The sequence below is a fragment of the Bombilactobacillus thymidiniphilus genome, assembly GCF_023380245.1.
GTDB lineage: Bacteria > Bacillota > Bacilli > Lactobacillales > Lactobacillaceae > Bombilactobacillus > Bombilactobacillus thymidiniphilus.
Genome location: NZ_CP093365.1, coordinates 67,018 through 81,039 on the forward strand (window position 1 = coordinate 67,018; position 14,022 = coordinate 81,039).

General features: G+C 35.9%; 14 protein-coding genes. All 14 read right to left on the minus strand.

The features are described from left to right. Nucleotides 1–3: 3 nt before the first annotated feature. A complete protein-coding gene (locus MOO47_RS00405; protein ID WP_249512883.1) occupies nucleotides 4–1,344 on the minus strand; it encodes a M20/M25/M40 family metallo-hydrolase in 1,341 nt (446 codons plus the stop codon). 10 nt (nucleotides 1,345–1,354) lie between these two features. After that, a complete protein-coding gene (locus tag MOO47_RS00410) occupies nucleotides 1,355–2,182 on the minus strand; it encodes a MetQ/NlpA family ABC transporter substrate-binding protein (RefSeq protein ID WP_249512884.1) in 828 nt (275 codons plus the stop codon). Nucleotides 2,183–2,572: 390 nt separating this feature from the next. Continuing rightward, nucleotides 2,573–3,427, minus strand: coding sequence for an aldose 1-epimerase family protein (locus MOO47_RS00415; RefSeq protein ID WP_249512885.1), 855 nt, complete (start codon nucleotides 3,425–3,427; stop codon nucleotides 2,573–2,575). Between the two features lie 17 nt (nucleotides 3,428–3,444). Beyond that, entirely contained in the window at nucleotides 3,445–4,842 is a 1,398-nt protein-coding gene (hslU, locus tag MOO47_RS00420) for an ATP-dependent protease ATPase subunit HslU (protein ID WP_249512886.1), read from the minus strand. 14 nt (nucleotides 4,843–4,856) lie between these two features. Further along, nucleotides 4,857–5,381: an ATP-dependent protease subunit HslV gene (gene hslV, locus MOO47_RS00425; protein ID WP_249512887.1), complete on the minus strand. Its 525-nt coding sequence runs from the start codon at nucleotides 5,379–5,381 to the stop codon at nucleotides 4,857–4,859. Nucleotides 5,382–5,402: 21 nt separating this feature from the next. Continuing rightward, complete coding sequence (gene topA, locus MOO47_RS00430; RefSeq protein ID WP_249512888.1) at nucleotides 5,403–7,514, minus strand: type I DNA topoisomerase; 2,112 nt, start codon at nucleotides 7,512–7,514, stop codon at nucleotides 5,403–5,405. Nucleotides 7,515–7,586: 72 nt separating this feature from the next. After that, nucleotides 7,587–8,423, minus strand: coding sequence for a DNA-processing protein DprA (gene dprA / locus MOO47_RS00435; RefSeq protein WP_249512889.1), 837 nt, complete (start codon nucleotides 8,421–8,423; stop codon nucleotides 7,587–7,589). 37 nt (nucleotides 8,424–8,460) lie between these two features. Continuing rightward, complete coding sequence (locus tag MOO47_RS00440) at nucleotides 8,461–9,240, minus strand: ribonuclease HII (RefSeq protein ID WP_249512890.1); 780 nt, start codon at nucleotides 9,238–9,240, stop codon at nucleotides 8,461–8,463. Further along, nucleotides 9,227–10,075, minus strand: a complete 849-nt coding sequence (ylqF, locus tag MOO47_RS00445) for a ribosome biogenesis GTPase YlqF (protein ID WP_249512891.1) — start codon at nucleotides 10,073–10,075, stop codon at nucleotides 9,227–9,229. Before ylqF ends, MOO47_RS00440 begins: the two co-directional genes overlap by 14 nt. Before the next feature lie 3 nt (nucleotides 10,076–10,078). Continuing rightward, nucleotides 10,079–11,473: a S41 family peptidase gene (locus MOO47_RS00450; RefSeq protein ID WP_249512892.1), complete on the minus strand. Its 1,395-nt coding sequence runs from the start codon at nucleotides 11,471–11,473 to the stop codon at nucleotides 10,079–10,081. Between the two features lie 14 nt (nucleotides 11,474–11,487). Continuing rightward, nucleotides 11,488–11,718, minus strand: coding sequence for a YozE family protein (locus MOO47_RS00455; protein ID WP_249512893.1), 231 nt, complete (start codon nucleotides 11,716–11,718; stop codon nucleotides 11,488–11,490). A gap of 8 nt (nucleotides 11,719–11,726) precedes the next feature. Continuing rightward, nucleotides 11,727–12,332 (minus strand): YpmS family protein, encoded by a 606-nt coding sequence (locus MOO47_RS00460; protein ID WP_249512894.1) that lies wholly within the window; start codon nucleotides 12,330–12,332, stop codon nucleotides 11,727–11,729. Nucleotides 12,333–12,336: 4 nt separating this feature from the next. Further along, nucleotides 12,337–13,110, minus strand: a complete 774-nt coding sequence (locus tag MOO47_RS00465) for a GDSL-type esterase/lipase family protein (RefSeq protein WP_249512895.1) — start codon at nucleotides 13,108–13,110, stop codon at nucleotides 12,337–12,339. 52 nt (nucleotides 13,111–13,162) lie between these two features. Further along, a complete protein-coding gene (locus MOO47_RS00470) occupies nucleotides 13,163–14,008 on the minus strand; it encodes a DegV family protein (RefSeq protein ID WP_249512896.1) in 846 nt (281 codons plus the stop codon). Nucleotides 14,009–14,022 lie beyond the last annotated feature (14 nt).

The following is a 14,022-nucleotide window of genomic DNA, read 5'->3' on the forward strand; positions in this document are numbered from 1 at the left end:
TTCCTATACTTTGTTTAAAAAATCAACAAAAAACTCAATAAATTCTAAATAATCACGTAATCTAATATTTTCATTAGGTGCATGTGGACCTGATTTGCTATAGCCCACACCACAAGATAAAATATCGGCTTGCGTATAGTAATGCAACAAATGCATCGGGCCCGTTCCTGCACTAGATGGCAGTACTGCAACTTGTTGATCACCATAAAATTGTTTGGCAGTAGTAATTAATTTTTGTGCCATATCACTCTGCAAGTCCCAACGATAAGCTTTCTCACCTAACAAATATTGCACTTTAATATCTGTGAAGCCTTGACTAGCTAAATAAGTAGTTAACTTGTCAAAAATAACTTGTGGATCTTGATCTGGGACCAGACGAAACTCCAGTTTCGCTTGTGCTTGCTTTGGAGTCACCGTTTTAACACCGGATCCCTGCCAACCACCGCTCAGACCCTCAATATTAATTGTCGGTGCAAAAGCTAAATTATAATTAATGCTCTTATTTTGTAATAGTGGTACTTGTAAATTCCACTTGTTAGTTAGATTAGGCACTTGATTTTCTTGCACTAATAGTTCTTCTGTCACAGAAGGTGGAACCACTTCATCATAAAATCCCGGAATTTTAATTTGTCCGTCAACACTTCGCAAACTTTTAATAGCTTCTACCAAACGCCAAGCAGCACTGTCAACTACTGCAGCATACGATGAATGTAGATCAATATCAGCAGTGACAGCAGTCAGTTCAAAACAAAGAACCCCCTTATTGCCACCTTCAATCGTAAACTGTTCAAATTCATTTTTAGCGCCCGACTCCCACAAAATCAAGTCGGCAGCTAATAAATCATGATATTTTGCTAAGTAATCACCTAAATGTTGACTAGCAATTTCTTCTTCACCTTCCAACAAAAACTTAATATTACAAGGCCAATCATGGTGCTCTTGATAATATAATTGCAACGCTGCTAAGCGGCTGATAAAGTCGCCTTTGCAATCAGCAACTCCTCTGCCAAATAACTGCTGCGCAGTTTGCCTCAATATGAAAGGATCGCTTTGCCATAAATCTAATGGCTCTTCTGGTTGAACATCATAGTGATTATAAATTAAAATTGTAGTTTCACTCGGTTGTTTGGGCTGTAATTGAGCAAAAACCAGTGGCGCCTGATAATCATTAAAAAGTTGCACCGTCGCATCCAAACGATCTTCTAAAAGTTGCTTAATAAATTGTGCCGTTTGTTTTTGAGCTTGCTGCTTAGCCGAAACTGATGCAAGTGCTACATAATTTTTCAAATCTTTTAATGATTGAGCAATAATTGGTTCAGTCTGATCTAACATAATTTCCCCCATAAACTATTTTCTAAAATTTAACTTTCCAAGCAGATACAACATCTTTACCGTAAATAGTACGTTCTTGTTTTTCAACGGCTTTAGATTGGTAAGCTTTCACAATTTTCTTGTAAGTTGGATTATTCTTATCTTTCTTATTAGCAACAATTACATTAACCCAAGGCTTAGATTGCTTTGAAACTTTTTCTTTATAAATTTGCTTTTTGGGACTTAATTTAGCAGCACTCGCCACATTACCATTGATTACAGCAGCGTCCATATCTTCTAGTGAATGCGCTGTTTGAGCAGCATCTAAAATTTCTAATTTCAAGTGTAGTTTATTATCTTTTACGTCTTTAATATCAGGCAATTTTCCTTTGGTATTAGATAATTTGATCAAACCAGCACTTTCTAGTAATTCTATAGCCCGCGCCTCGTTAGAAGCATCATTAGGAATAGCCACTTTAGCGTTTGATTTAAGTTGTTTGAGACTAGTTAATTTATTGGAATAAACTGTCATAGGCTGAATAACCGTATCACCAATCGCCACTAAATCGGTATGATGCGTTTGATTCCAATTCTTCAAGAAATAACGATGTTGAAAAGCATTGATGTTCAATTCCCCTTGTGATAGAGCAGTATTAGGTTGATTATAATCAGAAAATTCAACGATTTTTAAATTGATATGTTCTTTTTTAACTTTTTGCTGGACAATTTTCCAAATTGAGGCATCCGCATTATTAATACCCACTTTTACAGTTTCTTCTTTAGCTTGCTGTTTTCCACAACCAGCCACGACAACTAAAAAGCTTAAAAGACTAAGCCCTAATAAAATACGTAAAAATTTATTTTTTTTCATTATCTTCACCTCATTTATTTTGACTAATAATATTGCCAACAAAAAAAGCTTCCAGAACTTAATTCCCTTACAGAACTAATTCTAGAAGCGACTTTCACCGTGGTACCATTCTAATTCAAAACAAGCTAATGCTAGTTTTCTCAGCAACGTACAAATATAAAAATATAAATACGCGTGTACAATAAAGAGTACCAACCATTACAACCTTATCTACTACTAGACTCGGCGTACCAATTACAGGTCATTTACAGTTACAACATCGCCTTCTCTCAACCAATGAAGGCTTTCTGTATGATATTCAAGTAAACTGCTACCCCTGATCAACTTGTTTAACAAATATTATTAATCTATGGTGAGAATCATATAATTACTCTCCACAAATGTCAACCATTAATTAAAACAAACTTGCCAAAATGCGTTGAACACTTGCTTTGGTTGCAACTGATTAATGCCAAACTTATGACCTAACTGACCATCATTATTAACAGTATCAGCAACTCCCCACCATGGTTCAATACAAACAAAATCAGCTGGCGTATCATAAGGTGACCAAACACCAATATATGGAGCATTAGTGGTTAATGTAACTTGTGTTTGGCCATCCTGGACTAGCGCCACAATATTATTGACCGCATTTTGAAAAATATGCGTATCATTCACAAAACTTTGTGCTGACAGATCCATGATACTTGGCACCGCTTTTGCTATCGAAATATCTACTAAATTATCTGCAGTAAAACCTAATTCTCGCATTGATTCAGGTTTTGCAAAGCGTAATTGTGCCATCTTAGAACGGTAAGCAAAATTAAAAGCAGGATGTCCTCCAATAGAAAAATACATCAGGTCCGCTATAGATAAATTTTGCACATTGTAACTAACTTGAATGATATTAGCATATAGTTCATAACTAATCTGCAAAGAATAACAAAAAGGATAATCTTTTTGCAATTGTAGCTGACGCAATTCAAAAGTTACACTAGTTTTATTTTGAGCAATAATATTAAATTCTTGATCTCGCGCAAAACCATGCTGCGTCAAATGATAAGTTTGTCCTTGATAAACATATTGATCATCAACTAATCGACCAACGATAGGAAACAAAATCGGCGCATGTCGTCCCCAAATTTTAGGATCTGCTTGCCAAATACGTTCTCGTTTGTTCTGATCAAAAACACTAATAATTTGTGCGCCGAAACTTTCAATAGCCACTTGTAACTGGTCATTACTTAATCTAACTTCCGTCACGATACCAGAACTCTTTTCTACAGAATGTATTTGGTCAAATCACTATCAGCTACAATATTACCAACTTTTTGATCAACGTAATCTTGTGTAATTGTAATATCGCCCATTTGCATATCTGGCGCTTCATACATAATATCAGCAAGCACAGTTTCCAAAATTGTTGCTAAACGCCGGGCGCCGATATTTTGGCTGTCATGATTAACTTGATCAGCTAAGCGGGCAATTTCTTCAATTGATTCTTTAGTGAAAGTCAAATGAATTCCATCACTGCCTACTAATGCAATATATTGTTTGACCAAAGCATTATTTGGTGCTGTCAAAATGTGCACAAAGTCAGCTTCTGTTAAATCATCTAATTCTACTCGGATTGGAAAACGCCCCTGCAACTCGGCAATGAGATCACTAGGCTTACTATCTGCAAACGCTCCTGAACCAATGAACAACATATGATCAGTATTGACACTACCATATTTTGTATTAATTCTGGAACCTTCCACTATTGGCAAAATATCTCTTTGTACACCTTCACGAGATACTTCGCCCGAATTCTTCTTGTTGCCAGCAGTAATTTTGTCAATCTCATCAATAAAAATAATGCCATTGTTTTCTGCTCGCTTAATGGCCGCTTGATAAATTGCATCGTGATCTACTAATTTATCCGATTCCTGTTCAATCAAAACTTCTCGGGCATCTTTAACAGGTAAAGTACGTTTAACTTTTTTCTTGGGTACTAAAGAATCTACAGCACTATTTAAATCAATACCCATTTGCCCCATCAAATCATTCATCGGATTCACTTTACCAGTTTCAGGAACTTCAATCGTAACATCTTGATCTTCCAATAAACCGCGATCCAACTGTTCTTTAACACTCAAGCGTTGATTGCGGACTTCATCAGTCACTTCTTCTTGTTCCGCCATTGGATTCTCACCACGACTGAAAGCATTGAAAACAGACATCATATCTTGAATACCACTAGGTTGTTTGGGTTTAGATTTAACACCGGGTACTAGTAACTTAACTAATAATTTATCGGCTTGCTTACGCGCTTGGGCACGAACATCTTTAAATTGGGCTTCTTCTTCCAATTTAACCGCCACATCAACCAAATCGCGTACCATCGATTCGACATCACGACCTACATAACCTACTTCAGTGAATTTGGTAGCTTCCACTTTAACAAAAGGAGCTTGCACAATATCTGCCAAACGCCGTGCAATTTCTGTTTTACCCACCCCTGTAGGTCCAATCATTAATAAATTTTTCGGCGTAATATCTTTTTGCATCTTTTCGGATAGTTGTGTCCGCCGATAACGGTTATATAAAGCAATTGCAACCGCCTTTTTAGCCTTATTTTGTCCGACAATATATTGATCTAAAGCAGCTACAATTTTTTTAGGTGTCATTTCTGCCAAAATTTAAATCCCCTTTACAATTGGTCTGTAATAATACTTTTATTAGTGAAAATATCAATGTCTGAAGCAATATTAATTGCTTCTTGTGCAATTTGACTAGCTGTCAAGTTAGCACCGTGACGAATCATAGCCACTGCTGCCGCTTGTGCAAAATTACCGCCAGAACCAATTGCAATAACATCTTCATCAGGTTCAATAACTTCCCCGTTGCCAGAAATCAATAATAGATCCTTTTGATCAAAAACAATCATCATAGCTTCTAATTTTTGTAAAGTTGGATCTTTACGCCAATCTTGTGCTAATTCTACTGCTGCACGCTTCAAATTACCGGAATATTTTTGTAATTTTTTTTCAAACCAATCTTCTAAAGTAAAAGCATCAGCAACGCCACCAGCAAAACCAATCACTACTTGATCATCAAAAATACGTCGTACTTTATGAGCTGTAGCTTTCATGATTGTTTTCTCGCCAGCTGTTACTTGTCCATCACCTGCAATCGCAATCTGATCTTGATATCTTACTGCACAAATTGTTGTCATTTGAATACCTCAAGTATTATTTTATTTTTGAATTTCTTCTTGGTAATCACCATTAGGACAAATTACTTGGCGACCACCTTTAACCTTTTTCTCGACTAGATAATGTCCATCTTTAGGACAATTACGATTAATTGGCTTATCCCAATCAACAAAATCACATTCTGGATAACGCGAACAACCATAGAAAATACGATTTTTCTTAGATTTACGTTCCACCACTTGACCTTCGCCGCATTTAGGACAAGTCACGCCAATTTCTTTAATGATTGCCTTAGTGTTCCGACAGTCTGGAAAACGACTGCAAGCGTAGAATTTACCGTAGCGCCCCAATTTAATAACCATTGGCGCACCACAAATATCACAATTCATACCAGCAGGTTCATCTTTAATTTGTAATTTTTCAATTTTTTCATCAGCATCTTTTAATTCTTTAGAGAATGGTTGGTAATACTCATCGACCACTTTAGTCCATTTTTCTTTACCAGCTTCAATGCCATCTAATTCATCTTCTAAATGTGCGGTGAAATCCATGTTCACAATATCTGGGAAATACTTCTCAATTAAATCATCTACAATCTCCCCTAACTCAGTCGGTTCAAAACTGCGTCCATTCAACTTAACATAATAACGCCTTTGAATCGTATCAATGGTTGGCGCATAAGTAGATGGGCGACCTACACCATTGACTTCCAGAGCCTTAACTAAAGAAGCTTCCGTATAACGTGCCGGTGGTTGTGTGAAATGCTGTTCTGGATTAGTATCCACCATTTTGACTGATTGACCTGCAGTTAAATCCGGCAACCAATTATCTTTGGTTTTTTTATCATCCTTATACAACTTCAAAAAACCATCAAATTTAATTTTAGAACCATTAGCCCGAAATTGTACTTGATTTTGTTCAATCGTTACTGTCATTGTATCTAACACGGCCGGTGTCATTTCACTAGCTAAGAAACGATTCCAAATAAGTGTGTATAACCGGAATTGATCACGCGTTAATACTTTTTTCAAAGACTCTGGGGTTCGCTTTACTGAAGTTGGGCGAATAGCTTCATGGGCATCTTGCGCACCTTCTGGATTTTTCGTTTTCTTGATTTTAGTAGCCGCATAGCGTTCACCATACTCATCATGCAAAAATTGCGAAGCTTCATGCTTAGCAACACTAGCTATTCTAGTAGAATCCGTCCGCATATAAGTAATCAATCCCACACTACCTTGGCGTGAACCTAAATTAATTCCCTCATAAAGTTGTTGCGCTAGCATCATCGTTTTGCGTGTCTTGAAGTTTAATTTACGATTAGCTTCTTGCTGCAAAGAACTCGTCGTAAATGGTGCACTCGGATAACGTTTACGCTCCTTTTTTACAACTTTAGCTACTGTAAAATCAGCTTTTTGATCTAATTTTTGTAAAACTTGTTGCACATCAGTTTGTGATTTTAACTCTTTTTTCTTATCATTAACGCCATAAAAAGCTGCTTCAAAAATATCCTTTTTCTTAGTACCTGATTGAAAATGAGTCGGGATACTCCAATATTCTTCTGGTTTAAAGTTATTAATAGCTTTCTCGCGATCAATCACTAACTTTAAAGCAACCGACTGCACACGACCTGCACTCAAGCCCTTTTTGACTTTTTGCCATAAAATGGGACTGATTGAATAACCTACAAGCCGATCCAAAACCCGCCGAGCTTGTTGGGCATCAACTAGCTTCATATCAACACTGCGTGGACTTTTAAAAGATTCTTTCACCGCATCTTTCGTGATTTCATTGAAAACCACCCGATTGTTATCGTTTAAATCTAAATCTAACAAATGGGCTACATGCCAAGCAATGGCCTCTCCTTCACGGTCCGGATCGGCTGCTAAATAAACCCTTTTAGCCTTTTTAGCTTCTTTTTTTAATTCCTTAATGGTATCGCCCTTACCACGAATAGAAATATACGTTGGTTCATAATCATGTTCAATATCGACACCCATGCGACTTTTAGGTAAATCACGAACATGTCCTTTACTGGCTAAAACTTTATAATTTCTACCTAAATATTTTTCAATCGTTTTCGCTTTAGCAGGCGATTCTACTATGACCAAACTCTTCTTAGCTGGCTTACGTTTGGTTGTTTTTGAGCTTACCAAAGAAAAGCTCCTTTCATTATTAAGTTGCCACAAATAATATGCTAACTTTTTTAGATTTGTCAACTCTTTAAATTAATTTATCAATTCATTGATTAAATCATATGCTTCATAATATGGACTAGCTCCCGCAGCGATCAACTGGTTACACCCCTTTGATAGTGCACTATCAATCGGACCCGGTGCTGCCCAAACATTTCGATTTTCCTGCAATGCCAGTTGCGCAGTAATTAAACTGCCACTACGCTGTTTAGCTTGCGTTACTAATAGACTATCACAAAGTCCAGCAATAATGCGATTACGCTGTGGAAAATAAAATTTTTTAGGACGCGTACTAGGTGGATATTCGCTCAACAATAAGCCTTTAGCAGCAATTTGCTTTTGTAAAACTTGATTTTGCTGCGGATAAAAATAATCTATTCCATTACCCAAAACGGCAATTGTCTTGCCCTGCTGTTCCAAAGTTATTTGGTGACAACATGCATCTGCTCCTAAAGCCAGTCCACTAACTGAAACTAACTGATGTTGAACCAATTGTGGAACCAGACTATGAACAATCGTTTGTGTGTAAGAAGTACTCAAACGCGCACCTACAATTGCCACACTTTTAATTTGTAAAAGAGTTAAATCACCTTGATAATACAAAATAGCGGGCGGATTGTAAATTTGTTGTAACTTTTTAGGATAAGCAGCATCAAAAAAAGTTATAAAGGGAATTGTCATATCTAAAGGTTGCGCTAACTTTTGTATAAAAGATTCCTGTTTAGCGACTGGCAATTGCTGTTTAACCCAATGCAATAACTTATGATAGTCGGTCGTTTCTTGATAATATTGACCACAAACTTTTAAAATCAATTGATTACTAACACAGCCAGTTTGTGACAATTGGCGAATTAAATAGTTTAGTCCCATAAAATATCTCTCCGTAATTTTTTAAAAATTACGTAAACTATTTTAAATATTGTTTAACGGGATTAAAACTATGCCGATGAATTGCACAAGGTCCCAATTTTTGCAAACCTTGCAAATGCACTTTTGTACCATAACCAGCATTGTCACTAAAACCAAATCCAGGATAAACTTTATCATAATTTTTCATTAATTCATCGCGATAAACTTTAGCCACAATGCTAGCTGCACCAATAGAAATACTCCGAGCATCGCCTTTGATCAACTTAGTTTGCGGGATGTTTACGGGAACAACCATCGCATCAACTAACAAATGTTGTGGTAAAACGCGCAAATTATTCACAGATTGTGCCATGGTCAATTCCGTCGCATGATAAATATTTTCAGTATCAATTAATTGATTACTACCAACAGCTATACTAATGTCTACAGCTTCAGACAATATTTTGGGATATAATTGATGCCTTTTTTCATCACTCAATTGCTTGGAATCGTTGATTTCTAAAATATCTACAGTGGGTGGCAAAACTACTGCTGCCGTTACTACCGGACCAGCTAAGGGTCCCCTGCCAACTTCATCAATGCCCGCTACTAATTGTCCTTTTTGCCAATACTTTTTTTCAAATTGCAAACGCTGTTCAAAAGACTGCTGTGCTTTTAATGTACGTTCAAGCTGTTTTTGATGCTGACGAACCAAATTCTGCACACCTCGTCTTGAATCCTGTGCTAAAGTTTGCCAAGCAGCATCGTCTAATTCGGTACTAGTTAATAAATCTTTAATTGTTGGAATACTTAATTGCTGCCAATTATAACTGGTCATTGACTACCTCGTCTAATGTATATTGACCTAAATTACCCTGCCGGACATCTTGAATGACTCGCTGTGCCGCTCGCTCATAATCTTCTTGAACTCCCCATTTATTAGTTAAATGAATTAATAGATCACTAGGTGTTAACTGTAACTCAGCTTCCGACAAATGGTACTTTGTTAATAAAAGATCCGAATAATTTTGTTGCCAAAATTGTAAGGCAAAAATAGCCAAATCTTCCAAATTAACTAATTGATCTTTGACAGCCCCACTCAAAGCTAATTTTAAACCAATTTGTTCATCTTCAATTTTAGGCCATAAAACCCCTGGTGTATCTAACAATTCCAAATTATTTTTTGCTTTTAACCAATTTTGATTTTTCGTAACTCCCGGTTTATTTCCCGTGACTGCAATGTTTTTACCAACTAACTTATTCAAAATCGTGGATTTGCCAACATTGGGTATACCAATACACATTGTTCGAATAACATAGTTTTTAACACCATTACGTTGATACTTATTGATTTTGGCTTGTAAAGTTTGTTCAATAATCGTACGAATTTGCTGTAATTTATTATGATGTTGCGCATCTAAAGCTATGGATGGTTGTTTTTGATTATTAAAATAATCCAACCATGCTTGCGTCAACTTAGGATCTGCTAAATCAGCTTTATTTAAAATAATAATTCGCGGTTTGTTATTAATAATTTGATCTAAAACCGGATTACGTGAAGATAATGGCAAGCGTGCATCACGAATTTCTAAGACAATATCTACCAATTTCAAGCGTTCTTGAATCTGATTTTTGGCCTTATTCATATGACCAGGGTACCATTGCACCACCATAAATTATTTCTCCTTTAATATAGTAACGGCTTTTTGCTGCATTGGATCATCAGCCTGCGCTTTTTTGACTAAATCCTGGGTCAAAGATTGACGCGTTGACACATCTAAATTGCCACTAGGATCAACTTTATTTTGCATTTGCCATAGTTTTAATTGTTGTACTGTTTGATCATCTAAAACGCCCGATTTAGGCACATCATAACCTAAAGCCTGTAAAATCTGTTGCGCAATCTTGACATCATTATTATGACTATTTAAGCTTAAAATCTGCGTATCAGTAAACGGCTTAATATTCATATAGCTAGGATATTTAACTTTGACATTAGGACTTAAGCCTTTTTTATTTATCCAATCGTGATTAGGTGTCAGCCACTTAGCAGTGGTAATTTTCATTTCTGAAGTATCGTTTAAAGGCGTCATTGTTTGCGCAACACCTTTACCGAAAGTATTCTCACCAACCACTGTCAGATGACCTGATTGCTGCAAAGCTGCGGCAAAAATTTCTGCGGCACTAGCCGTTTCTTTATCCACCAAAACAACCGTTGGCAATTTAACTTTATAATTATTTAAATACTTACTGGAAGCTTTATACGTAATATTGCCATCCGCACGAGACGCCAAAGTCATGATATTTCTACCATTAGGTAAAAACATGCTAGCAGCTTCAATTGCTTGATCCATCAAACCGCCATTATTACTACGCACATCAATAATTAACTTTCTAGCACCCTTATTTTTTAATTTTTTCACTTGTTGCTGCAATTCTTTGGCAGTGCGTTCAGAAAATTGTGTAATCGTAATCTGACCAATCATTCGATCATCTGTTAATAATTTACCTGAAACGGTAGGTACCTTGATTGGTTGGCGCTGCAAAGTTTTGTTGAAAGTCAATTGCTGCCTTTTCAGTTGCAATTTAACTTTGGTGCCTTTCTTACCACGCGTTAATGTAGTGGCTTTTTCAGTACTCATTTTATTAGTTGAGTGACTTGCAATCTTTGTGATTAGATCATTGACCCGCAAACCAGCTTTTTGCGCAGGCGAATTTTTCACTACAGAAACAATTTTAATACCTTGATCAGCTTTTTCAATCGTAACTCCAATTCCCGAAATTTCACTTGCAATATCTTCATTAAAGGAAGTTTGTTCTTCGTCAGCGAGAAACTGCGAATAAGGATCATCCAAAGAGTTAACCATTCCTTTAATAGCACCATTTTTGAGTTGTTTAGGTGATACTTTTTGATAATAATTGTGATTGATATTTTGGTAAACTTGGCTAATGTCACCCAATGTACTGAAATTAAAACGACTATTTAAGACAATAAATGTCAGTATCATTCCGACTAAAAAGCTTCCACCAATTGATAATATCAATGTTGTTTCTGAAAATTTTCGCTTCATCAATAATCAATTCCTTAGTTAAAATTAGCCTCTGACTCACGATACAAGTCATAAGCTTGGTCAAAAATATCCATGTTCGGCAAATAAGAGCCATTTAATTCCAAATATTCAGATAAAGTATTATAATCTTTGGATTGCTTTGGAAAAGTATGATCAAAAAACGCAGCATCTGCAAAATGCGCTAATGGTTGTGAACTATTAGGATCTCTTTGTGTCATTAAAAATTCGTAAAATGTTTTTTCCATAGTTACCCCTAATATTTACTGGAATAGACGCTGACCTTAATTTTATCCTGTTTCAGATCAAATTGTTTCAATTTAAAATAATAGCCATCATCATTTTTATAATTTTGTAAATTAATATCAATTACTTTGCGATTACTGTCAATTTGCACCCAATTAGGAAAATGATAATTATGTTGAATATAAAACATTACAAATCCTAAAGGAATCCCTAGTTTACCAACCTTTAATTGTTGTGCTTTCAATTGGATTCCACCTTTATTTGTTGGGTAAGGATCTGAAATCAATTGAAAATCAATAGTAGAACCTAAAAATTTAGCACTACCTAATAAAGAAACATCTTTGCCAAATTGTAAGTGATATTTGATATCTTTATTATTAAGATATTCATTAATATAATGATTAGTTAAGCGTTGAGCCTGTTTTTTAGTTAGTGTAACTTCAAATACTGGTGAAGTATCTTTAACAGATTGACTGACTGGCGTCAATTCTTGAGCATCTTTGATCGGACGAGTAGCTTGATAAGAAATAAAACCACCCACTACGAAAATTAATAGAATAACTAACCAAAAAGCCCACTTCCAAACATTAACTTGTCGTTTTTGCTTATGTTGCAAAATATTACCTCCACTGTGCTTTTGTCCTTTTCATTTGTTGCCACAATAAATTAGTCATTAACCGATAGCCTTGATTATTTGGATGAAAATAATCCTTTTTATACAATAATGGGTTCGTCGTTGTTTTATCTTTTTTAGAATAAACTATTTTTTTTGGTGTAGCCAACTTTGTAATATCAACATAATGAACCCGATAATTATCTTGTGCAATTTGTCGGGTACTCTTATTCCAATTTTTCACTGCTGCTTTCATACCTTGCGCTTTTTTGAAATAAATTTCGTAGGGATTATAGATGCTAAAAACATAAATCGGCGCGTGTGGATTAAAATGACGACTGATCTGAATCATTTTATTTAAATGCGCATCATATTGATTTTGATAGCTAAGTAATTGTTTGGCAGATAAATCAACGCCGTGTTTTCGCAAAGCTGCCATCACATCATTACCACCAGCAGTAATAGTAATTATTTTACTCTTTTGCAATGATTTTTGAAGTTCCCTATCTTTTTGAAAACGTTTCACAATTTGTGCACTAGTTTGACCACTAATACCATAATTATTCACTATTACTTTAGCCTTAGTTGCCTTTTTCAAGGGCTTTTTAATTAAGTAAGTGTAACCACCACGTTTTGTACTGTCACCAACACCATAAGTTAATGAATCTCCCACTGCCGTTAGTACAAAAGTTTTGTTATGAGCTTGTAAAACAGTACTATTATTATGCCAAAATAATATTCCAGCAAATAAAAATGCCAAAATTAACTGTAATTTTTTCAAATGAGCAATCCCCTGAATTAAATTTATATAAAAAGCCGACAATTTGTCAGCTTTACTTGCGGTAAAAGATCATGGCAAAAGCACCTTTGCCAGTATGCGTCATAATAATCGGACTAGTTAATTCAATCACCGTATTCAACTCCGGCCAATCTTGATGTAAGCGAGCGGCAATTTCATTAGGAATAGTGGCATCATTAACATAAGCCATACCTAATTCATCAATCTGCGCCCCGTCAGCAGCGATTTCTTCAACAATCCCGTCAACAAACTTATTAATAGTTTTAATCCCACGACCTTTTTTAACAACTTTCAGTTTAGAATCAGCCAATTGCACTACTACATTAATGTTTAATAAAGTAGTTAATGATGACGCCACATTGCCTAGACGACCGCCTTTTAATAAGTTTTCCAAATTAGGTACTGCCACATAAAGTTCGGTTTTGTCCCGAATTTTTTGAATTTCTAGCAAAATATCATTTATGCTTGCACCTGCCTGCGCCATTTTGGCAGCAGCAATAACTTGAAAAGCTAAGCCACGATCGGTAAAGCCACTATCTACCACCGTGACTTTACTATCTACTAAATCAGCTGCTTGGCTAGCAGCATCTGCTGTACCACTTAATCCTTTAGTCATCATAATCGCTAAAATTGGACTGCCATCCTGGCCCAATTCATTAAAGACATCTACAAAACGGCCCAATGGTGGTTGACTAGTCTTAGGGAGATCTGTCGAAGAGAGCATTTTCTGTGAAAACTCGGCCCGCGTAATATCTTGACCATCTATATATTGTTGACCATCAATTTCCACCGTTAAGGGTATAATTGTTACATGATATTTTTCAACCTCTTCAGGTGTCATTTGGATTGAAGAGTCTGTCACGATCTTCACATTTGTCATTTTAATTCCTGCCT